A 20,773-nucleotide genomic window follows, 5' to 3' on the forward strand; every position below is an offset into this window, starting at 1 on the left:
CCTTCCCCAGATCGACCCTGCAGGAGCTCCCCGTGCGCCGTGTCCGTCTGTCCGCCGCCGCCCTGATCGCCGCCAGCATGCTGCTCGCCGGCTGTGGCGGTGGCGACGAAGAAGCCGACGCGCCGAAGGGGCAGGACGTCTCCGAGGGCACCACGCTGAGCGCGGTCTGGCCGCTGACGGGTCTGGACGCCAAGGGCGACAAGGGCGCCTCGCTCGAGCACCCGGTCTTCGTGGTCAAGATCGACAACACGTCCTCGTCCAGCCCGCAGGTCGGCCTGGGCTCCGCCGACCTCGTGGTCGAGCAGCTCGTCGAGGGAGGGAGCACCCGACTGGCGGCCTTCTTCTACTCCCAGCTGCCCAGCGAGGTGGGCCCGGTCCGCTCCATGCGCGCCAGTGACATCGGCATCGTCTCGCCGGTCGGTGGTTCGCTGATCGCCAGCGGGGGCGCGCCCCAGACCATCTCCCGGATCAAGGGCGCCGGCATCAGGATCATCACGGAGGGGGCGAAGGGGATCAGTCGCGACAGCGCCCGCTCCTCGACGTACAGCGTGATGGCGGACCTGGGCGCCATCGCCAAGGCGAACGGCTCCGACGCGGCCCGTCCCGACGACTACCTGACCTGGGGCGAGGAGGCCGACTTCCCGAAGGGACAGCCGGCGAAGAGCCTGACTGCCTCGTTCTCCGGCGGTCACACGACGAACTGGTCCTACGGCACGGGGGGCTACGTCAACGAGAGCTCCTACGCCGCCCAGGGCGACGAGTTCACGGCCGACAACGTGCTGGTCCTGCGGGTTCAGGTGGGCGACGCCGGCTACACCGACGCGGCCAACAACCCCGTGCCCGAGACGATCTTCAAGGGCAAGGGCGAGGCGCTGCTCTTCCACGGCGGGCGGGTCGTCCGCGGGACGTGGAGCAAGCCCGGGCTCGACGGCGCCCTCACGCTGAGCACGAAGGCGGGCCCGCTGACGGTCCCCGCTGGCCGCACCTGGATCGAGCTGGTGCCGGCCACCGGCGGCGACGTCACCTTCCCCTGAGACTCATGACCTGAGGCTCATGACCTGAGGCTCATGCCTCGTCGTCGACCGACGGCAGCTCGACGCCTGAGTCGACCAGGGCCCGCAGGCCGGCGAGGATGAAGCCGATCGCGGTCTCGACCCGCGCGCTCGCGAGATGCGGGTCGTCGCTGGTCGACACGGACTCGCCGGCCGACGACATCGCGCCGAAGAAGATCCGGGCGAAGGTCTCCAGCATGTCCTCGTCGAGGTCCCACGTCCCGGCGCTGAGGACGGCGCGGACGATGTCGAGGATGTTCGCGAAGGTGGAGCGCTCCTCCTGCTCGCGGTAGCGCTCGTAGCCCAGGACCGACGGGCCCTCCTGGATCACGATCCGCCGGTACGTCGGCTGGCGCACGACGCCGAGGAAGGCCCGCAGTCCGGCCAGCGCCTTCTCCCAGGGGTCCTTCTCGTTGCGCAGCGCCTTCTGGATGGTCTTCGACGACTCCGTCTCGACCTTCTCGAAGACGGCCTCGAAGAGCGCCTGCTTGCCGCTGAAGTGGTGGTAGAGCGCGCCCTTGGTGACCTCGGCCCCCGAGACGATCGCGTCCAGCGAGGTGGCGGCATAGCCGTGCTCGGTGAACAGATCCTCGGCCACCTCGACCAGGGCTCGCTTGGTCGAGGCGGAGTACTGGGCGCGCCGGCTGGCGCCGGGAACGGCGGGGACCTTGGGGCGCAGCAGCTTGGAAGCCGAGGACTTGCTCATCCGCGCAGTCTAGGTCCGTCGCGGCCTCGGTGTGCCTGAGGTCACCCGGGGCGTCCTTGGCGGAAATGGACGGTCCACATACCCTGGGTACGTACTCACGGTATGTGAACCCGAGGAGCTGACCCATGACCTGGAAGTCCTTCCATCGCCGCGGTGAGGTGCTTCGTGCCGTGATCGCCGCCGCCGACGCCCGCCAGGACGCCCTCCTGCCGGTCGACGTCGAGGGCGTCGCCGACGCGTTCAGCGACGAGGTCGACCTGCTCGCCGCGCTGCAGCTGCGCTGGCACACCCGGCTGGCCGGCTGCATCGAGCGCGAGCTGATGAGCCAGCCGATGGACCTCGAGCAGGCGGTCCTCGCGGCGTGGCATGCCACGGCGCTCGACCTGCCCGGCGTCCGCGCCATCCTCGACCGCCATCGCGAACAGCCCTCGAGTCCGGCGATGGCGCAGACGATGACGACCGCCACCGGCAAGGAGCACGCGATGCTGGCCCTGATGTCGGGTCTGAGCAGCACGCCCGGCGCCGCCGCGGCCCAGGTGGGAGCCCAGGTCGAGCAGCGTGCGCGTGCGACGTTCCGCCCACCGGCCGCGCCGGATCTGGCGCACGGCCGGCCCGAGGGCGGCCTCCTGGAGCGGATCAAGGCCGCCTTGGCCGCCTGAGCGCCGGGCGCCGCTGGTGACGCGCGTCATGATGGGGGCATGGACGAGCTGCGCGCGGGGACGTTGCTGGTGGCGACACCGGCCCTGATCGACCCCAACTTCGCCGACACCGTCGTGCTCCTGCTCGACGTCGGACCCGAAGGGGCTCTCGGAGTGGTTCTCAACCGCCCCACGCCGGTCCTGGTGGCCGACGTCCTGGAAGGGTGGAGCGACGTGGTCGTCGAGCCGGAGGTGCTCTTCCGCGGAGGGCCCGTCGGCACCGACGGGGCGCTGGCCGTGGGGCGGCTGCGCGACGCCGAGGACGCTCCCGTGGGCTTCCGGGAGGTGGTCGGCACCCTCGGGATGATCGACCTCGACGCCCCGGTCGAGCTCGTCGACGGGAGCCTCTCGGACATGCGGATCTTCGCCGGGTACGCCGGCTGGGGCGCCACCCAGCTGCAGGCCGAGGTCGACGAGGGGAGCTGGTACGTCGTGCCGGGAGAGCCCGACGACGCCTTCCGGGTCGACACCACCGACCTGTGGCGCGACGTGCTGCGCCGCCAGCCGGGGGAGCTGGCCTGGCACTCCACGCGGCCGGTGGATCCTGAGCTGAACTGACCTAGACTCATCGTCGTGAGCACCTTCGGATTTTCTTCAGGCGACACCGACGTCCTCGAGGACCGGCAGACGGTCCCGACCGACGCGGGTGATCACGAGCGCTTCTCCCACTACGTCCCCAAGGACAAGCTGACCGAGGCGATGGTGATGGGCACCCCCGTGATCGCTCTGTGCGGCAAGGTGTGGGTCCCGAGCCGGGCCCCCGAGAAGTACCCGGTCTGCCCGGAGTGCAAGGAGATCTGGGAGTCCATGGAGGACAGCCCCGGCTCGGGCTCCGACGCGTGACGGGACGGCACGAAGCCGTCCCCGCCCCGGCGCTCTCCCCGGCCTATCCGGAGCGCGCCGCCTGGGGGACCGCGCCCTCCCTGCGTGCCTGGCAGTCGGCGGCGATGGCGAAGTACTTCGAGGAGTCCCCGCGCGACTTCCTCGCCGTCGCCACGCCCGGCGCCGGCAAGACGACCTTCGCGCTCACCGTGGCCGCCGAGCTGCTGGGGCGCCGGGTCATCGACCGGATCACGATCGTCGCGCCCACCGAGCACCTGAAGACCCAGTGGGCAGAGGCGGCCGCCCGGGCCGGCATCCCCATCGACCCGACGTACGCCGCGGGCAAGGGCCGCACGTCGAAGGACTACGTCGGCATCGCCGTGACCTACGCCGGGGTGGCCGTGAACCCGCTGGCGATGCGCATCCGCACCGAGAACTACCGGACGCTGGTGATCCTCGACGAGGTGCACCACGCGGGGGATGCGCTCTCCTGGGGCGAGGGGGTCCGCGAGGCCTTCGGGCCGGCCGCGCGCCGGCTCGCGCTGACCGGCACGCCGTTCCGCTCCGACATCAACCCGATCCCGTTCGTCACCTATGAGCCGGGCCCGGACGGCGTGGGCCGCTCGCGTGCGGACTACACCTACGGCTATGCGCAGGCCCTGGCCGACCACGTGGTGCGCCCGGTGCTGTTCATGGCCTACTCGGGCGAGATGCAATGGCGCACCAGCGCCGGCGACGAGGTCTCCGCCCGGCTGGGCGAGCCGATGACCAAGGACCTGATCCAGCAGGCGCTCCGCACGGCGCTCGACCCCGAGGGGTCGTGGATGCCGTCGGTCCTCGAGGCGGCCGACACCCGGCTCTCCGAGGTGCGCCGCCACGTCCCCGACGCCGGTGGACTGGTGATCGCCACCGACCAGGACTCCGCGCGCGCCTACGCCAAGCTGCTGCGCCAGATCACCGGGCAGGCGCCCACGGTGGTGCTCTCGGACGAGAAGACCGGGTCGAAGAAGATCGCCGCCTTCACCGAGAGCGACGACCGGTGGATGGTCGCGGTCCGGATGGTCTCCGAGGGCGTCGACGTGCCCCGGCTGGCCGTCGGCGTCTATGCCACCACGATCTCGACGCCGCTGTTCTTCGCGCAGGCGGTCGGTCGCTTCGTCCGCGCGCGTCGACGCGGGGAGACCGCGTCGGTGTTCCTGCCGTCGGTGCCGACCCTCCTCGGGCACGCCTCCGAGATGGAGGTCGAGCGCGACCACGTCCTGCAGCGCAAGGTCAATGACGACGGCGACATCTTCGCCGCCGAGGACGACCTGCTGGCCCAGGCCAACGCCGGCGAGTCCGCCTCCTCGGAGCTGGAGTTCTCCTACGAGGCGCTCGGCTCCAATGCGACGTTCGACCGGGTGCTCTACGACGGCGGCGAGTTCGGCCACGCCGGCGAGGTGCACGTCGGCTCGGACGAGGAGATGGACTTCCTCGGCATCCCCGGGCTGCTCGAGCCCGACCAGGTCCGCGAGCTGCTGCAGACCCGGCAGAGCGACCGGGCGCGCAAGCAGAAGGAGGCCGCTCCGGCCCCTTCGCCCGGGGACACGGTGGCCGACGTCTCCACCCACGAGCAGCTCGCGGTCCTGCGTCGCGAGCTCAACGGACTGGTCGCGGCGTGGTACCACCGCACCAGCCAGCCGCACGGGGTGACGCACGCGGCCCTGCGCAAGGAGTGCGGGGGACCGGCGGCGGCGATCGCCACCGCCGAGCAGCTGCACGCCCGGATCGACCGGATCCGGGAGTGGGCCCTGCGCAAGAGCTCCTAGGCGGGTCCCTGGCCCCGGCGCGAGCCGCTGCAGGAGTCTCGGGGGGCTTCACCGCCCCGCCTAGACTCGCCCCATGGTGGCCGAGACCTCGCAGACTCTCGACCGTGGGCTGCAGGTGCTCACGGTGCTGGCCAGCACGCCGGGAGGGCTCACGGTCACCGAGCTGTCCGGTCGGCTCGGGGTCAACCGCACGGTCGTCTACCGCCTGGTCAGCACGCTCGAGCAGCACGCGCTGGTGCGCCGTGACTCCCACGGCCGGCTCTATGTCGGCCTCGGGGTGCTCACGCTCGCCTCAGCCGTCCAGCCGGTGCTGCGGGATCTGGCCACGCCGGTCCTGCGCGCCCTGGCCGAAGAGGTCGGCTGCACCGCTCACCTCAGCGTTGCCGACGGCGAGGAGGCGCTCGCCCTCGCGGTCGTCGAGCCCTCCTGGACCGACTTCCACGTCGCCTACCGCGTCGGCGCACGTCATCCGCTCACGCTCGGGGCCGCGGGCCGGGCCATCCTCGCCGGGCGCGAGGCCCGCGGCGTGCGCCACGTGAAGACCTCCGGCGAGCTGCAGCCCGGCGCCCGTGGGCTGGCCGCGCCGCTGCTGGGAGTGTCGGGGCTGGAGGCGAGCGTCGGCATCGTCACCCTGGGTGACCTGGACGAGGCGGAGATCGCCCCGCGGGTGGTGGCTGCGGCCGGCGAGGTCGCCCGCCGGCTGGGCTAGGGGCAGAGCTCGTCCCGGGGCGCCTCCCGGGCGGTGGCGGCCAGCGGCAGGACGCGCAGAGGGATCTGGGTGGCGAGGGCGATCACCGTGGTGCTGCGCACGATCGCCTCGTGGGAGAGCACCAGGTCGATGACGCGCTGCAGATCGGTGTTGGAGCGCGCCACCACGCGGCACCACAGGTCGCCGGCGCCGGTGATCGTGTGTGCCTCGAGCACCTCGGGGATCCGCGCCAGGTGCGCTGTCACCCGGTCGTGGCCCCCCTCGCGGGTGGGGTCCTGACGGATCTCGAGGGTCAGGAAGGCCGTCACCGGGAAGCCCAGCGCGTCGGTCGACAGCTGCGGGCCCCAGCTCGTGACGATGCCGCGGGAGACCAGCTTGTCCAGCCTGGCCTGCGCGGTGCCGCGCGCGACGCCGAGACGCCGGGCCGCCTCGAGGATCGGGATGCGCGGCTCCTCCGAGAGCAGCACCAGCAGTCGGTGGTCCAGGTCGTCCATGGCGCCACCCTCTCGTGTGCCGAGTCACTCTGACAAGCAGATCGACAGGCGATCGTGCTGTTTCTGGACAGGTTGTCCAGTCCGTGCCGACGGTGTTGCGCAGGATGTCGGACCGGGCGAGGGTGACGCCCATGACGACGACGGATGACCACCACGCGCTGACCGCCGACGAGCTCCGGGCCGACCTGACCCTCGAGCAGCTGCGGGAGCTGGTCGGTCTGGTGGAGTACGACGCGAGCAACGACCCCTTCCCCGTCACGGCGCTCGACGCCGTCGGCTTCGTGGTGGGCAACGCCACGCAGACGGCGACCTTCTACCAGCTCGCCCTGGGCATGGACCTCGTGGCCTACCGCGGACCGGAGACCGGCTGCCGTGACTCCAAGAGCTATGTGCTCCGCTCCGGCTCGGCCCGGTTCGTCTTCACCGGCGCGGTGACGCCCGACAGTCCTCTGCTCGACCACCACCGCAAGCACGGGGACGGGGTCGTCGACCTCGCGATCGAGGTGCCCGACGTCGACCGCTGCATCGCCCATGCGCGGGCCAGCGGCGCCACGGTGCTCGTCGAGCCCCACGACGAGTCCGACGAGCACGGCACCGTCCGCGTGGCCGCCATCGCGACGTACGGCGAGACGCGGCACACGCTCGTCGACCGCTCCCGCTATGCCGGGCCCTACCTGCCGGGCTACATCGCCGCCAGCACCCAGGTGGAGCGCCGCGAGGGTCACCCCAAGCGGCTCTTCCAGGCCATCGACCACTGCGTCGGCAACGTGGAACTGGGCCGGATGGACGAATGGGTGGCGTTCTACAACCGGGTGCTGGGCTTCACGAACATGGCGGAGTTCATCGGCGACGACATCGCCACGGACTACTCCGCGCTGATGAGCAAGGTCGTCGCCAGCGGCAACCACCGGGTGAAGTTCCCCCTGAACGAGCCGGCGGTGGCCAAGAAGAAGTCGCAGATTGACGAGTACCTCGAGTTCTACGACGGGGCCGGCTGCCAGCACATCGCGCTGGCCACCAACGACATCCTGCGCTCGGTCGACATCCTGCGCAGCAACGGCATCCAGTTCCTCGACACCCCGGACTCCTACTACGAGGACCCCGAGCTGCGGGCCAGGATCGGCGAGGTGCGCGTGCCGATCGAGGAGCTGAAGAAGCGCCGGATCCTGGTCGACCGCGACGAGGACGGCTATCTGCTGCAGATCTTCACCAAGCCGATGGGCGACCGGCCGACGGTGTTCTACGAGTTCATCGAGCGGCACGGCTCGCTGGGCTTCGGCAAGGGCAACTTCAAGGCGCTGTTCGAGGCGATTGAGCGCGAGCAGGAGGCGCGGGGGAACCTTTGAGCCCGGGCCGTGCACTGGAAGAGCCGCGCCGGATCGCGCATGCTTCCCAGGCAACGGGGCACAGGAGCCGTCTAGGTCTTCGTCCGAAGCCATGGGGGTCATGGATGAGCGAGCTCGTGCTGGCAGGTGGGGTGGGCCCCCGTCAGCTCGCTCGCGTGCTCACGCGCCTGCTTCTCGCCTCGGTGGGCGCCCTGCTCTGGCTGTTGGCCGCTGAGACTGCAGCGCAGGCCCAGGAGGCCCAGGAGGCCCCCCGCGGGCCGGAAGGGGCCGCTGCGCACTCCCAGGCGGCGGAGGCGAAGCCGCCCGTGGCTCAGTCGCCGCAGCCGCAGCACCCGGAGCAGACTCCGCCGGCCCAGACTCCGCCGCCGGTGACAGCACCGGTCGGCCCGCCGTCGAGCGAGTCACCCGGACAGGGCGTCGGGCGACCGGAGTCCCCGGAAGCACCCGGGTCCGTGCCCGGGCGAGGCGCCGATGTGCCGGCGGAGGTCGTCGCCGAGCCTGTCGTGGACGCGGTCGAGGCGATCGCCTCTGTGCCGGGCCAGACGCAGCGGGCTGTGCAGCGCCCGGGACGAGAGCCGAAGCAGACCGCCGAGCCCAGCACCCCGGCTCCGGTCGCCACCACGCCCGCTGCCACGCCTGTCAAGGCCGCCGCCCCGGCTGCGCGGGCCCCCCGGCGCCCCGCGGCGGATCCTGAGCCGCGTCTCGCCAGCCTGCCGTTGGCGGCGACGCCGTCCGGCTCCGGCCTCGCGCCGGTCGGCGATGCCGGCCCCCACGAGCGTCGTACCGCCTCGCTGGTGCCCGTGCCGGCTGCCGCGCAGGACGCCGAGCGTCACGTGGCTCCCGTTCCGACTCCGTTCGAGCCGGACGAGAGGCTGGCCGACCTGATGGCCGGTGGCGATGCCTCGGGCGGCAACGGCGCCCCGTCGCCCTCGGGGGGATCGGTGATCGCCTTCGCGACGCTGGGGTCCTCCCAGCTCCTCCCCGCGTGCGCGGTGCTCACGTGGGACTCGGCCGTGCGCCAGCATGCGCTCCCCACGGGTCCGTCGTACGCGCCCGGCTCCTCGCCTGGCTGACTCCTTCGCTCGTCCTCTGCGACGGACGCGAAGAGCTGGGGTGAGCCCACGGGCCCCCTGTCGAGGCGTCGGGCCCTGCCCGACCTCGGCCCACGATTCCGTCGTCACCCGCGCAAGCAGCGGCTGCGCGGGTGGCGACGGTCAACCCCCCGGATGACGGGTCAGTACGGCGGGCGGCCGGTCCCGCTGACGCGATAGCGACCCCACGGGTCGACGTCGGAGAGGCGACAGGCCGCCGTGGCCCCGCTCGTCTCCAGCACGACCGCCGGCTCCGAGGCCAGGGACTTGACCGCGTCGTCCCGGTCGATGCGGCCATACCAGTGGAACCGGCCGTCGATCGGCTGGAAGGCGCCCTTCAGGTGGACACGCACGTCGAGCTCCCGTTCTCCGGCGCGCAGCGTGGCGTGGCCGGAGTACTCCTCGAGTGGATCGCTGTGGGTCAACGTGCCGTTCCCTTCGTCGCGGTGGTCGGGTCGACCACCTGGATCTCGGTGGCCCCGAGGGGGACGCCGTACTCGGCGGCGATGCCCTCGAAGGCGTGCCACACGAACTCGGTGAGGTAGCGCGACACGGCAGTGCGCGACATGGTCTCGCGCTCCAGCCACCACTCCCCGGTGGCGAGGCCGAGCCCGACGAGTCCGTGTGCCCAGGGCTCGGCCCCCGCCGCGTCGACGCCGAGGGTGCGCAGGGTGTCGCCCAGGACGCGGGCGAACATCGCGGCCACGGCCGCCTTGCCGTCGGCCAGGGGGTCGCTGCCCTCGACGCGCTGGCGGACCAGCAGCAGGAAGACCTGCGGATGCTGGGCGATCGTGGCGAGGTAGGCGTCGACCGCCTCCTCGACGCGCTCGTGGGTCGGGGGGCCGGCCAGGAGCACCGGCACGATCGCGTCCACGACCTCGTGGGCGCCCCAGCGGCCCACTGCGGCGTGCAGCTCGGCCTTGTCGGCGAAGTAGCGGTAGAGCACGGGCTTGCTCACCCCTGCCTCCCGGGCGATCTCCGCCATGCCGACCTCGGGGCCGTGCAGGTCGATCGCGCGCACGGTGGCGGCGACGAGCTCGCTCTGACGCTCCTCGCGGTGGGCGTCCCAGCGCGCGGAACGACCGTCGCCGGTCCGGGCCAGCTGGGGGAGGGGGTTCTTGACCTTGCGTGTCACGTGGGTCACAGTACACAACTACGTGTTACTCGCGGTAACACGTACCCGTCCCTCTCGGAAAGGCTCTCCCATGACGCTGCTCGACCCCGTCCCCGATCGGCTCCTGAAGTCCAGCGCCCGCCTGTCCTACGACCCCGAGGTCGATCTCGACTGGGAGGCCCCCTTCGTGCCCGGTCTGTGGTTCATGCAGCCCGAGCGGCTCTCCCTGCACGGCACCGCGCTGTGGGACCGGTTGGACCAGGACCAGCGCATCGAGCTGTCCAGGCACGAGGTCGCCAGCATCGCCAGCGTGGGCCTGTGGTTCGAGCTGATCCTGATGCAGATGATGGTGCGCGACCTGTACGACGCCGACCCGCGCACCCAGCGCATGCACTACGCGCTCACCGAGGTCGCCGACGAGTGCCGTCACTCGGTGATGTTCGGCAAGGCCATCGACCGGATGGGGGTGCCGGCCTACGGGCCGCCCCCGGCGATCCGTCGGCTGGGCCGCGTCTTCAAGAGCGTCGGCGTCGGCGTCTCGGCCTACGCCTCGATCCTGGTGGCCGAGGAGATCCTCGACCGTTGGCAGCGCGAGATGATGAAGGACGAGCGGGTCCAGCCGCTGACCCGGATGGTCTCCCGGGTCCACGTCCTGGAGGAGGCCCGGCACATGACCTTCGCCCGCGAGGAGCTGGAGCGGATGCTGCCGAGGCTCTCCCGGACCAAGCTCGCCTACCACCAGGCCGCCACCGCGCAGTCCGCGTTCTCGGTCGCCCGTGCCCTGGTCAACCCGCAGGTGTACGCCGCGGTGGGCCTCGAGCCCCGGGCGGCGCGCCGGGTCGCCCTCGGCAACCCCGACTATCAGGACACGCTGGCCTGGATGGGGGAGCGGGTCACCGAGTACCTGGCCGACCTGGGCCTGATCCCCGGACACCAGCGCGCCCTGTGGCGCCGGTCCCTGCTGATGCGCTGATCGGCTGAGGGGCGCTCAGAGGACCTTGGACAGGAACGAGCGGGTGCGCTCGTGCTGCGGGTCGGCGAGGACGGCGCCCGGCTCGCCCTCCTCGAGGATCACGCCGGCATCCATGAAGACCAGCTTGTCGCCGACCTCGCGGGCGAAGCCCATCTCGTGGGTGACGACCATCATCGTCATCCCCTCGGTCGCCAGGTCCTTCATCACCGCCAGCACGTCGCCGACGAGCTCGGGGTCGAGAGCCGAGGTGGGCTCGTCGAAGAGCATCATGTCCGGGTCCATGGACAGGGCCCGGGCGATGGCGACGCGCTGCTGCTGGCCCCCGGAGAGGTGCGCGGGATAGGCCGACTCCTTCTCGGCGAGCCCCACCTTCTCCAGGTTGCGTCGCGCGATGGCGACCGCCTCCTCCTTGCCCCGCCTCCTGACTCGCCGCTGCGCGATCGTCAGGTTGCTCAGCACCGACAGGTGCGGGAAGAGGTTGAAGGACTGGAACACCATTCCGATCCGGCTCCGGATCGCGTCGACGTCCACGTCGGGGTCGGTGATCTCGTCACCCTCGACGAAGATCCGGCCCGAGGTCGGCTGCTCGAGCAGGTTCACGCACCGCAGCAGCGTGGACTTGCCCGAGCCGGACGGACCGATCACGCAGACGACCTCGCGCTCGTCGACGTTGAAGTCGATCCCCTTGAGGACCTCGTTGGACCCGAAGGACTTGTGCAGGTCGATCACGTCGATCGCGGAGCCGGGGCGTACGGCGCGGGTGGGGCGCAAGGTCTCGTCGGTCATCAGCGTGCCTTCTCTGCTCGGGCCTCGAGGCGGCGCACGACCATCGCCAGGGGGACGGTGATGAGGAGGTAGCAGACGCCGACCGCGAGCAGGGCCGTCATGCTCTTCTCCTGGTTGAGCGTGTCGCGGCCGAACTTGGTGAGCTCCAGGGTCGCCGTGCTCAGCCCGAGCAGGTAGACCAGGGAGGAGTCCTTGGTCAGCAGGATCAGCTCGTTGGTCAGCGGTGGCAGCACGATGCGGAAGGCCTGCGGCACGACGATCGAGATCATCGACCGGGTGTGGGACATGCCCAGCGAGCGGGCCGCCTCGGTCTGCCCCTTCGGCACAGCCTGGATGCCGGCTCGGATCGTCTCGGCCATGTAGGCCGCGCCCACCAGGCCGAGGGACACGGTGACCGTCCCAAGGATCCCGCCCGGGACCTCGCGGCCCGGGAAGGCGATCGGGATGCCGTAGTAGAACGCGATGAAGACGACCAGGGCGGGCACGCCGCGGAAGAACTCGATCACCGCGGTGGCGATCCAGCGGTAGGGCCCGACCGAGGAGAGCCGCATCAGCGCCAGGATCAGGCCGACGACGAGTCCGAACGCGAACGCGCAGAAGGTGTAGAGGAGCGTGTTCTTCAGCGCCGTCGTCAAGATGTCTGGGAACATCTCGCGCAGGACGTCGACGTCGAAGAACGCGCGCTGCAGCTCACCCCAGTCCGCGACCAGGGCGAACGCGGCGAAGGCCACGATCAGCAGCGCGTACTGGACCCCACGGGCGATCTGTGCGCGCTTGCGCGGACTCATCGCCATCACTGAGCCGGAGCGTCGCCGAAGTACTTCTCGTAGATCTTGTCGTAGGTGCCGTCCTCCTGGGCCTTGGCCAGCACCTCGTTCACGACCTCGATCAGCTCGTCATTGCCGTCCTTGGCCACTGCGAAGCCGTACTGCTCGCCGGTGTCGAACTCGGCGGCGACCTCGACCTGCGGGTTCTTGGCGACGTAGTCGTAGAGGACCGTGTTGTCGTTGATCCCGGCGTCGACCTGGCCGTTCTTCACCGCCTGGGTGAGCAGGGCGAGGTCCTCGAAGTCACGCAGCTCGACGTCGTCGGGGGCGTTCTCGCCTGCGTACTTCTGACCGGTGGTGCCCACCTGGACGGCGAGCGACTTGCCGGAGAGGTCCTCGAGGGAGGCGATGTCGGAGCCGGCCGGCACGAGGAGCGCCTGCGTGGCGTCGAAGTAGGGGTCCGCGAAGTCCATGACCTCGGCGCGCTCGTCGGTGATCGTCATGCCGGCGGCGGCGATGTCGCACTTGCCGGTGGACATGGCCTGGCCGGTCTCGATCCCCTCGAAGGGCGTGTCGAAGATCTTCTGCTCGAGGTCGAGCTCCTCGGCCACCAGGTCCATCAGGTCGACGTCGAAGCCGACGATCTCGCCACCCTCCTGGTACTGGAAGGGCTCGTAGGGCATGTGGGTGCAGACGGTGAGCTTGCCATCCTCGATCAGCTCGACGCCGCTCTCGGTGGTGACCTTGTCGGTGTCGCTTGCGCAGCCGGCCAGAGCAGCCGCGAGTGCGGTGACGGCCAGGGCGGAGGTGAGTGCACGGGTCTTCATGGCGCATAACCCTAGACCTCGATTGTTACGGGGCGCCTCCCGGTGCTGTGACTTGCGGCACGATGTCGCCCGTGGCGACCTATCTGGCCTTCCTCCGGGCGATCAATCTGGGGGCTCGACGCAAGTACCCCATGGCCGAGCTCCGGGCGGCGCTGAGCACCGCCGGCTTCGGCGACGTGGAGACCCACATCCAGACCGGCAACGTCCGGCTGACCACCCGGATGCGCTCGCGCGCCAGGCTCGAGGAGGCGCTGGAGCGGGTCTTCCTGGCCGACCGCGGCTTCGAGGTGCCGACCATGGTCCTCACCCCGGGCGAGCTCGCGACGGTCGCCGCGGACGCCGCCGAGCTGGCCGCGTCGGGACCCGAGGGCGGTGGACACTACGTGTGCCTGCTCAAGCACGACCCGGACCCCGACGGGGTCGCTGCCCTCGAGGCGCTGCGGTACGACGAGCACCGCGCGGTCGTGCGCGGCCGGGCGGTGCACCTCCTCGTCGGGGCGACCTATCTCGGCAGCGGGCTGGACGCAGCACGCGTCGAGCGGCTGCTCGGACCGGCCACGGCGCGCAACGAGCGGGTGATCAGGGCACTGGCACAGAAGTGGGCCGTCGGCTGAGGTGGCGCACCGAGGCACTGGTCAGCGTGAGCAGCGCGATGCCCACGTAGATCACGCCGCCCACCAGGATCACCCGCCGGACCCCGAAGACATGACCCAGCGGGCCGAAGAGCAGCTGGCCCACGGGCAACGCCGCGTAGGAGCCCAGCGCGTCGAAGGAGTAGGCGCGAGCGAGCACCTCGTCCGCGATGTGCTCCTGCATGGCGACGTGCCAGCCGATGCTGAACAGCCCGATGCCGGCGCCGCCCAGGAAGGCGGCCGTGACGAGGACGCCCAGGTGGGGCCCCGATCCCAGCGCCACGATCGGCAGGCCGGACACGGCGCATCCGAGCATGCCCACCCGCAGGGGGCGCCGCAGGGTGACCTGACTGAGGATCAGCGTCATCGCGAGCAGGCCCGCAGCGAAGGTCGAGAGTGCCAGACCCCATCCGCGCGGCCCGATGCTCTCCTCCGCGAGACGTGGACCCAGGGTGGACCAGGCCCCGCTCTGGATGGCGTTCATCCCCGCGAACGCGAGCACGATGACCCACAGCCAGCTGGTCGTCCGCACGACCGTCCAGCCCTCGCGGAGCTCGGCGACCATCGAGGCGCGTGGGCGCAGCTGTGTGGGGCCGGGCAGTCGCACCCTGGTCAGCAGGGCGGCGGAGAGCAGCCAGGCGGAGGCGTCGACCGCGAGCGCCCACCCCGGTCCGACCGCGACGACGAGCGCACCGGCGACGGACGGCCCCAGCACCGCGATCGCGGCCCTCATCATCGACAGCAGCACGTTGGCCTGCTGCAGCTGCGCCGCGGGCACCAGCTGTGGCACCACGCTGGACATCGCCGGGATGCTGGCGGCCGCCACGGTCCCGTTGACCGCCGCGAGCACCACCAGCTGCCACAGCTGAGCGCTGTCGCTCACCACGAGCGCGGCGGTCGTCGCCTGGCTGAGGCCGGCGACCAGGTTGCTGACCCGCATCACCGTCGCCCGGCCGACCCGGTCGGCGATCACGCCTCCGACGAGCAGCAGCGCCACCAGCGGGATGCTGTGGGCGGCGAGCACGACGCCGAGTGCGCTGGGGGAGTCGTCGGTGGCCAGGACCGCGAACGCGAGTGCGACCGGAGCCATGGTCGTGCCCGCGAGGTTGACCGCGCGGGCAGCCACGTAGCGCCGGAAGTTGGCCTCGCCGAGGGGAGCGGTCGTCCTGCCGAGCGTCATCGGCCCCCCGTCGGCTCCCGAGAACGACCCCTGCGGGAGGGGGTCAGTGCGAGGAGACTACAAACTCGGGCGGGCCGGCGGGTGAATGTCGACGGAAGTCGCGTCCCCGACGGTGGGGATATCGATCCGTGACCGGGACAGGACCGTTCGCTGCTTGACCGGGGCGGGGGCGCGAGGAGTACAAAGTGCTATCGCCGCGGCGCGACCCGCCCCGAGACCCCGCCCCGAGCCTAGGGAGTCCCCATGTCCACGCAGCACCCTGCCGACGCCTCCTCCGCACCCACGACCGCCCCCACCCGACGCACCGTCCTCACGGGCGGTGCGGCGCTTGCCGCCGCCGGGATGGTCGCCTGGCCGACGGCCGCCGAGGCCAAGCCCCGCCTGCGCGGCGAGGTGATCACCCCGCGCACCCGACTGACGGTGCTGGGCACCACCGACCTGCACGGCAACGTCCTCAACTGGGACTACTTCAAGGACGCGGACTACTCCAACCGGACCGGCGACCAGATCGGGCTTGCGAAGGTCGCGACCCTGGTGGAGGCGATCAAGACCCAGCGCAAGGGACAGCCACTGTTGACTCTGGACGCGGGCGACACCATCCAGGGCACCCCACTGGCCTACTACTACGCCCGGATCGACCCGATCACTCAGGGGGCCGTCCACCCGATGGCCCGGGCGATGAACCTGGTGGGCTACGACGCCGCCGCGCTGGGCAACCACGAGTTCAACTACGGCATCGACACGCTGCGGACCTTCGAGTCGCAGCTGCACTTCCCGCTGCTGGGCGCCAACGCCGTGGACCCGGTCACCAAGCGTCCCGTGTTCCCGCCCTACCTCATCAAGCGCTACCGGACCCGCTCGGGCTACCCGCTCAAGGTCGGCGTCCTCGGGCTCACCAACCCGGGCACCGCGATCTGGGACAAGGCCATCGTCGAGGGCAAGATCGAGTTCCCGGGCCTGGTCGAGCAGGCGAAGAAGTTCGTGCCGCGGCTCAAGCGGATGGGTTGCGACGTGGTCGTGATCTCGGCCCACTCCGGCGCCGACACCAGCTCGTCGTACGGCGACGCCCTGCCGTTCCCCGAGAACGCCGCCACGCTGGTCGCCGAGCAGGTGCCGGACGTCGACGCGATCCTGGTGGGCCACGCCCACAAGGAGATCGCCGAGCGCTACGTCACGAACCTGTCGACGGGGCGTGAGGTGCTGCTGTGCGAGCCGCTCTACTGGGGCATGCGGCTGGCGGTGATGGACTTCCAGCTCGAGTGGCGCAAGGGCCGCTGGGTGGTCCGCTCAGCCCACTCGCAGACGCTCAACTCCAACACCGTCGACGCCCACCCGGCGGTGGCCGCGGCGGTGGCCGACCAGCACGCGATCGTCGTCGACTACGTCAACTCGGTCGTCGGGTCGTCGACCACGGAGCTGCTGGCGAGCCGGGCGATGGTCGAGGACGTCGCGATCATCGACTTCATCAACTACGTCCAGGCGGATGCGGTGAAGCAGGCCATCGCCGGCACCGCCGCGGCGCAGCTGCCGGTCCTCTCGATCGCGGCGCCGTTCAGCCGGAGTGCCCGCTTCCCGGCCGGCGAGGTGACCGTCCGGGACGTCGCCGGCCTCTACGTCTTCGACAACACCCTGCTCGCGGTGAAGATCACCGGTGCCCAGCTGGCCGACTACCTCGAGTTCTCGGCGCGCTACTTCAAGCAGGTCTCCGGGCCGGGGCCGTTCACGATCGCCGAGGTCACCAACGCCGTCACCGAGACCGCGCCCAACGGGACCCCGGACTACAACTACGACATGGTGGCCGGCCTGGACGCGGACCTGACCTATGACATCGACATCACCGCGGCGCCTGGCTCGCGGGTCAGGAACCTCGCCTATGACGGTGCGACGGTGCTGCCGACTCAGGAGTTCGTGCTGGCGGTCAACAACTACCGCCAGTCCGGCGGCGGCAACTTCCCGCACGTGAAGACGGCCGAGGTCGTCTACAACGCCCAGGTGGAGATCCGTCAGCTGCTCATCGACTGGGTGATCGAGAACGAGACGATCGACCCCGCGGTGTTCGGGTCGGTCGACTGGCGGCTGGTGGCGGGCGGCGAGGCGGTGACGATCACCGACTGACGCAGCGGTCGGCGGCCTGAGCGCCGGTCGGTCACTCCCCGCGGAACACCGGCCGGCGCTTCTCGCCGAAGGCGCGCATGCCCTCGGCGACGTCGTCGGTGCGCAGCAGGAGGGTCTGCCCGCGACGCTCGTTCTCCAGCGCGTTCTCGAGCTGGTGCAGGGTCGCGGCGTTGACGGCCCGCTTGGTCGCTGCGTAGGCGAGCGGCGGCCCCGAGGCCAGGCGGCGCACGATCTTGGCCACGACGGCCGGGAACTCCTCGTCGCTCGCCACGTGGCTGACCAGACCGGCGTCGTACGCCTCCTGCGCGGTGAGCGGCTCGGCCAGCAGCGCCATCCGCATCGCGCGGGCCCGGCCGATGCTCGCCGCGACGGTGGCGCTGGCACCGCCGTCGGGCATCAGTCCCACCCGGGCGAAGGCCAGCAGGAACGAGGCGGACTCGGTCGCGACGGCCAGGTCGCAGGCCAGGGCCGCCGAGCAGCCGACGCCGGCCGCGACCCCGTTGACGGCGGCGACGACCGGCTTGTCGATGGAGATGATCGCCCGGATGATCCGGTTCGCGCGATCGAGCGCGGTGACGTCGAAGTGCTCGTGGGCGTCCTCCCCGGACAGGTCGGCGCCGGCGCTGAACGCGGCCCCGGTGCCGCTCAGCACCACGACCCGCACCTCGTCGCGGGAGGTCGCCTGCTCGATGAGCTCGGCGATGCCGTCGGCCATCACGTCGTTGAGCGCGTTGAACTGCTCGGGCCGGTTCAGCGTGATCCACAGCGCGCCGTCCTTGACGCGGGTCTCCAGGTCAGCCAACGAGGACACCGGCCTCGCGCATCCGGGTCAGGGCCTGCTCGGTGGTCTCCGGGGCGACCCCCGCGCAGAGGTCGAGCAGCACCTGCGTGGTGAAGCCGGCCGCGGCCGCGTCCAGCGCGGTGGCGCGCACGCAGTGGTCGGTCGCGATGCCGCACACGTCGACCTCGGTGACGCCACGCTCGCGCAGCCAGTCGGCCAGCTCGGCCCCCTGCGCCGTACGCCCCTCGAAGCCGGAGTAGGCGGCCGCGTGCTCGCCCTTGAGGAAGACGGCGTCGAAGGGCTCGGGGTCCAGGTTGGGGTGGAACGCCTCGCCGTCGGTGCCCACCTTGCAGTGCACCGGCCAGGAGTCGACGAAGTCCGGGGTGCTCGACCAGTGGTCACCCGGGTCGACGTGGTGGTCCTTCGTGGCGACCACGTGGGCGTAGCCCGGGGCGTCGGGGAGACGCCGGCTCCAGCGGCGCAGCAGGCTCGCCACGTCGGCGGCCACCCGCGCGCCGCCGGACACGGCCAGCGAGCCCCCCTCGCAGAAGTCGTTCTGGACGTCGACGACGATCAGTGCGCGCACCATGGGGCGACCCTAGTACGGATCTCAGACGTGGATCGTCTCGATCACCGGCTGACCGCGCGACATCGACTGCGCGGCGATCGGCAGCTCCGCGCGGGCCGCCTCGTGGCGGGCCCGGGCGTCGTCGAGCGACTCGCGCCCCACGACCTCGCCCTTGCGGACCAGCTCGACCATCAGCGGCCGGTCGTCGCCGTCGTTGGTGGGCGTCACCCCGACGCCCACGAGCTCGGCCTCGGCCACGCCGGCGGGGCTGCGGCGCCGGACGGCGGACTTGCGGCCACCGATCGAGGCCTTGTCCTTGCTCTTCTTGGCCACCGGCTCCATCTCGCCGTTGCTGCCCTCGCGGGACACCAGCTTGTAGACGAAGCCCGAGGTGGGGTGGCCGCTGCCGGTGACCAGCTGGGTGCCGACGCCGTACCCGTCGACCGGGGCGGCGGCCAGCGACGCGATCGCGTGCTCGTCGAGGTCGCTGGTGACGATGATCCGGGTGTCGTGCGCGCCCAGGCTGTCGAGCTGTCGGCGCACGTCGCGCGCGAGCACCCCCAGGTCGCCGGAGTCGATGCGCACCGCGCCGAGCTCGGTGCCGGCGATCTCGATGCCGAGCCGGACGGCCTCGGCGATGTCGTAGGTGTCGACGAGCAGCGAGGTGCCCGGGCCGCAGCTGTCGACCTGCGCCTGGAAGGCGTCGCGCTCGGTGTCGTGGAGCAGCGTGAAGCTGTGGGCGCTGGTGCCGGTGCTCGGGACGCCGTAGCGCTGCCGGGCGGCGAGGTTGGAGGTGCTGCGGAACCCCGCGACGTACGCCGCGCGCGCGGCCGCGACCGCCGCCTCCTCGTGGGTGCGGCGCGAGCCCATCTCGATGCAGGGCCGGCCGCCTGCCGCGGCTGTCATCCGGGAGGCGGCGCCGGCGATCGCGGAGTCGTGGTTGTAGATCGAGAGCAGCAGGGTCTCGAGGAGCACGGCCTCGGCGAACGTCGACTCCACGACCAGCACGGGGGAGTAGGCGAAGTAGGCCTCGCCCTCCCCGTAGCCCCACATGTCGCCGGTGAAGCGGAAGTCGGCCAGCCACTCGATCGTGCGCTCGTCGACGATCTCGCGCAGCACCGCCAGCGACTCCTCGTCGAAGCGGAAGCGCTCGAAGGCGTCGAGGGCACGGCCCACGCCGGCCACGACCCCGTAGCGGCGTCCCTCGGGCAGCCGGCGCGCGAAGAGCTCGAACACCGAGCGGCGCTCGGCGGTGCCCGCGTGCAGCGCGGCCTGGAGCATGGTCAGCTCGTAGTGGTCGGTCAGCAGGGCCGTCGAGTCGCTCACGGGGGCCAGCCTAGGTCCGCCCTGGCTGTGTCGGGGGCCTGCCGGGGGTGTGCCACGATGGTGCGGTGTCTGTGTTGGTGTCCGCCGCAAGTCCTGTCGAGGTCGAGCCGACGACGATCCCGGACGAGATGACCGTCCTGGCGACCCCGTGGGTCACGATCGTGTGGAACGACCCGGTCAACCTGATGTCCTACGTCACCTACGTCTTCCGCACCTACTTCGGCTATGACAAGGCCAAGGCCGAGAAGCTGATGATGGAGGTCCACGAGGACGGTCGCTCGGTCGTGAGCAGCGGCAGTCGCGAGGAGATGGAGCGCGACGTGCAGGCGATGCACGAGTACGGCCTGTGGGCGACCATGGAGCGCCAGTCGTGACCGGCTTCCAGCGTCATCGCCGCAGCGGTCGGATCATCGCCAACTTCACCGGCTTCGAGGCCGACCTGCTGCGCTCGCTGGCCTCCCAGCTGGTGGAGCTGCTGCGCAACGAGCGCGCGGTCCCGCAGGACGGGGCGGACCCGTTCGAGGCGATGATGGACTTCTCGGGCCCGACGACGGCCCCGGAGGACCCCGTGCTCGCGCGGCTCTTCCCCACGGCGTACGCCGACGACGAGGAGGCCGCGGGGGAGTTCCGCCGGTTCACCGAGGGCGCCCTGCGCGACGGGAAGGCGGCGGCCGCCTGCACGATCATCGACACCCTCGAGGAGGCCGGGCTGCCGCCCGAGCTGACCGAGGACGGGCTGCACATCGACGTCGAGCTCGACGACGCCACGGCCCAGACCTGGATGCGATCCTTCACCGACCTGCGCCTGGCCCTGGCCACCCGGCTCGAGATCACCGACGGCGACGAGGAGTACTGGTACTCCCTGCCCGACGACGACCCGCGGGCGCAGGCCCACGACATCTACGAGTGGGTCGGCTACCTGCAGGAGACGCTGGTCGCCGCCGTCTCGGACTGAGTCGTCTCGGACTGAGCCGTCTC

At 71.3% G+C, this 20,773-nt stretch carries 24 protein-coding genes; 13 read left to right on the plus strand and 11 right to left on the minus strand.

Annotated elements, in window-relative coordinates; translation table 11 throughout:
- Positions 1-32 precede the first annotated feature (32 nt).
- A complete protein-coding gene (locus ACYU7L_RS11510; protein WP_460796469.1) occupies positions 33-1,034 on the plus strand; it encodes a DUF3048 domain-containing protein in 1,002 nt (333 codons plus the stop codon).
- Positions 1,035-1,065: 31 nt separating this feature from the next.
- Here the strand turns inward: ACYU7L_RS11510 and ACYU7L_RS11515 are convergent, their stop codons facing one another.
- Entirely contained in the window at positions 1,066-1,758 is a 693-nt protein-coding gene (locus ACYU7L_RS11515; RefSeq protein WP_460796471.1) for a TetR/AcrR family transcriptional regulator, read from the minus strand.
- A 125-nt stretch (positions 1,759-1,883) separates the two neighbouring features.
- Here ACYU7L_RS11515 and ACYU7L_RS11520 point away from each other — a divergent pair, with 125 nt between their 5' ends.
- From ACYU7L_RS11520 to ACYU7L_RS11540, 5 genes are all read left to right on the plus strand, one after another.
- Complete coding sequence (locus ACYU7L_RS11520) at positions 1,884-2,417, plus strand: hypothetical protein (RefSeq protein WP_460796473.1); 534 nt, start codon at positions 1,884-1,886, stop codon at positions 2,415-2,417.
- A 39-nt stretch (positions 2,418-2,456) separates the two neighbouring features.
- Entirely contained in the window at positions 2,457-3,014 is a 558-nt protein-coding gene (locus tag ACYU7L_RS11525) for a YqgE/AlgH family protein (RefSeq protein WP_460796475.1), read from the plus strand.
- A gap of 15 nt (positions 3,015-3,029) precedes the next feature.
- Positions 3,030-3,299 (plus strand): DUF3039 domain-containing protein, encoded by a 270-nt coding sequence (locus tag ACYU7L_RS11530; RefSeq protein ID WP_460796477.1) that lies wholly within the window; start codon positions 3,030-3,032, stop codon positions 3,297-3,299.
- Positions 3,296-5,086: a DEAD/DEAH box helicase gene (locus tag ACYU7L_RS11535; protein WP_460796479.1), complete on the plus strand. Its 1,791-nt coding sequence runs from the start codon at positions 3,296-3,298 to the stop codon at positions 5,084-5,086. The genes ACYU7L_RS11530 and ACYU7L_RS11535 overlap by 4 nt, the downstream gene beginning before the upstream one ends.
- A gap of 73 nt (positions 5,087-5,159) precedes the next feature.
- Positions 5,160-5,795, plus strand: a complete 636-nt coding sequence (locus tag ACYU7L_RS11540) for an IclR family transcriptional regulator (RefSeq protein WP_460796481.1) — start codon at positions 5,160-5,162, stop codon at positions 5,793-5,795.
- On the opposite strand, the gene ACYU7L_RS11545 is transcribed toward ACYU7L_RS11540, so the two are convergent.
- Positions 5,792-6,289 (minus strand): Lrp/AsnC family transcriptional regulator, encoded by a 498-nt coding sequence (locus ACYU7L_RS11545; RefSeq protein ID WP_460796483.1) that lies wholly within the window; start codon positions 6,287-6,289, stop codon positions 5,792-5,794. The two genes, ACYU7L_RS11540 and ACYU7L_RS11545, sit on opposite strands and share 4 nt — an antisense overlap.
- Positions 6,290-6,420: 131 nt before the next feature.
- Here ACYU7L_RS11545 and hppD point away from each other — a divergent pair, with 131 nt between their 5' ends.
- A complete protein-coding gene (gene hppD, locus ACYU7L_RS11550; RefSeq protein ID WP_460796485.1) occupies positions 6,421-7,635 on the plus strand; it encodes a 4-hydroxyphenylpyruvate dioxygenase in 1,215 nt (404 codons plus the stop codon).
- Positions 7,636-7,739: 104 nt separating this feature from the next.
- The gene (locus ACYU7L_RS11555) at positions 7,740-8,708 is read left to right on the plus strand and encodes a hypothetical protein (protein ID WP_460796488.1); all 969 of its coding nucleotides are present in this window, start codon (positions 7,740-7,742) and stop codon (positions 8,706-8,708) included.
- 161 nt (positions 8,709-8,869) lie between these two features.
- Here the strand turns inward: ACYU7L_RS11555 and ACYU7L_RS11560 are convergent, their stop codons facing one another.
- Both ACYU7L_RS11560 and ACYU7L_RS11565 read right to left on the minus strand, forming a co-directional pair.
- A complete protein-coding gene (locus tag ACYU7L_RS11560) occupies positions 8,870-9,151 on the minus strand; it encodes a DUF4873 domain-containing protein (RefSeq protein ID WP_460796490.1) in 282 nt (93 codons plus the stop codon).
- The gene (locus ACYU7L_RS11565) at positions 9,148-9,861 is read right to left on the minus strand and encodes a TetR/AcrR family transcriptional regulator (protein ID WP_460796494.1); all 714 of its coding nucleotides are present in this window, start codon (positions 9,859-9,861) and stop codon (positions 9,148-9,150) included. Before ACYU7L_RS11565 ends, ACYU7L_RS11560 begins: the two co-directional genes overlap by 4 nt.
- A gap of 70 nt (positions 9,862-9,931) precedes the next feature.
- Here ACYU7L_RS11565 and ACYU7L_RS11570 point away from each other — a divergent pair, with 70 nt between their 5' ends.
- Positions 9,932-10,813, plus strand: a complete 882-nt coding sequence (locus ACYU7L_RS11570) for an AurF N-oxygenase family protein (protein ID WP_460796497.1) — start codon at positions 9,932-9,934, stop codon at positions 10,811-10,813.
- Positions 10,814-10,828: 15 nt separating this feature from the next.
- On the opposite strand, the gene ACYU7L_RS11575 is transcribed toward ACYU7L_RS11570, so the two are convergent.
- From ACYU7L_RS11575 to ACYU7L_RS11585, 3 genes are read right to left on the minus strand one after another with little or no spacing between them, the layout of a single operon-like run.
- Positions 10,829-11,599, minus strand: a complete 771-nt coding sequence (locus ACYU7L_RS11575; RefSeq protein ID WP_460796499.1) for an amino acid ABC transporter ATP-binding protein — start codon at positions 11,597-11,599, stop codon at positions 10,829-10,831.
- On the minus strand, positions 11,599-12,387 hold the full coding sequence (locus tag ACYU7L_RS11580) for an amino acid ABC transporter permease (protein ID WP_460796501.1): 789 nt from the start codon (positions 12,385-12,387) through the stop codon (positions 11,599-11,601). The genes ACYU7L_RS11575 and ACYU7L_RS11580 overlap by 1 nt, the downstream gene beginning before the upstream one ends.
- A gap of 5 nt (positions 12,388-12,392) precedes the next feature.
- The gene (locus ACYU7L_RS11585; RefSeq protein WP_460796503.1) at positions 12,393-13,193 is read right to left on the minus strand and encodes a basic amino acid ABC transporter substrate-binding protein; all 801 of its coding nucleotides are present in this window, start codon (positions 13,191-13,193) and stop codon (positions 12,393-12,395) included.
- 71 nt (positions 13,194-13,264) lie between these two features.
- On the opposite strand from ACYU7L_RS11585, the gene ACYU7L_RS11590 reads away from it, so the two are divergent.
- On the plus strand, positions 13,265-13,807 hold the full coding sequence (locus ACYU7L_RS11590) for a DUF1697 domain-containing protein (protein ID WP_460796505.1): 543 nt from the start codon (positions 13,265-13,267) through the stop codon (positions 13,805-13,807).
- Here the strand turns inward: ACYU7L_RS11590 and ACYU7L_RS11595 are convergent.
- Entirely contained in the window at positions 13,773-15,005 is a 1,233-nt protein-coding gene (locus tag ACYU7L_RS11595) for an MFS transporter (RefSeq protein WP_460796507.1), read from the minus strand. The two genes, ACYU7L_RS11590 and ACYU7L_RS11595, sit on opposite strands and share 35 nt — an antisense overlap.
- A 243-nt stretch (positions 15,006-15,248) precedes the next feature.
- Here ACYU7L_RS11595 and ACYU7L_RS11600 point away from each other — a divergent pair, with 243 nt between their 5' ends.
- Positions 15,249-17,120, plus strand: a complete 1,872-nt coding sequence (locus ACYU7L_RS11600; RefSeq protein ID WP_460796509.1) for a bifunctional metallophosphatase/5'-nucleotidase — start codon at positions 15,249-15,251, stop codon at positions 17,118-17,120.
- 31 nt (positions 17,121-17,151) lie between these two features.
- Here ACYU7L_RS11600 and ACYU7L_RS11605 read toward each other — a convergent pair whose 3' ends face one another.
- Genes ACYU7L_RS11605 through ACYU7L_RS11615 form a run of 3 tightly spaced genes read right to left on the minus strand, consistent with a single transcriptional unit; the run spans position 17,152 to position 19,795 of the window.
- On the minus strand, positions 17,152-17,922 hold the full coding sequence (locus ACYU7L_RS11605; RefSeq protein WP_460796512.1) for an enoyl-CoA hydratase-related protein: 771 nt from the start codon (positions 17,920-17,922) through the stop codon (positions 17,152-17,154).
- Complete coding sequence (locus tag ACYU7L_RS11610) at positions 17,915-18,490, minus strand: isochorismatase family protein (RefSeq protein WP_460796516.1); 576 nt, start codon at positions 18,488-18,490, stop codon at positions 17,915-17,917. Before ACYU7L_RS11610 ends, ACYU7L_RS11605 begins: the two co-directional genes overlap by 8 nt.
- Before the next feature lie 21 nt (positions 18,491-18,511).
- A complete protein-coding gene (locus ACYU7L_RS11615; RefSeq protein ID WP_460796519.1) occupies positions 18,512-19,795 on the minus strand; it encodes a nicotinate phosphoribosyltransferase in 1,284 nt (427 codons plus the stop codon).
- Positions 19,796-19,923: 128 nt separating this feature from the next.
- Between ACYU7L_RS11615 and clpS the strand changes: the two genes are divergently transcribed.
- Together clpS and ACYU7L_RS11625 are read left to right on the plus strand one after the other, a co-directional pair.
- Complete coding sequence (clpS, locus tag ACYU7L_RS11620) at positions 19,924-20,169, plus strand: ATP-dependent Clp protease adapter ClpS (protein WP_460796652.1); 246 nt, start codon at positions 19,924-19,926, stop codon at positions 20,167-20,169.
- Positions 20,166-20,750: a DUF2017 domain-containing protein gene (locus tag ACYU7L_RS11625; protein WP_460796522.1), complete on the plus strand. Its 585-nt coding sequence runs from the start codon at positions 20,166-20,168 to the stop codon at positions 20,748-20,750. The genes clpS and ACYU7L_RS11625 overlap by 4 nt, the downstream gene beginning before the upstream one ends.
- The last annotated feature ends 23 nt before the right edge of the window (positions 20,751-20,773 follow it).

The sequence above is a fragment of the Nocardioides pacificus genome, from assembly GCF_054775955.1.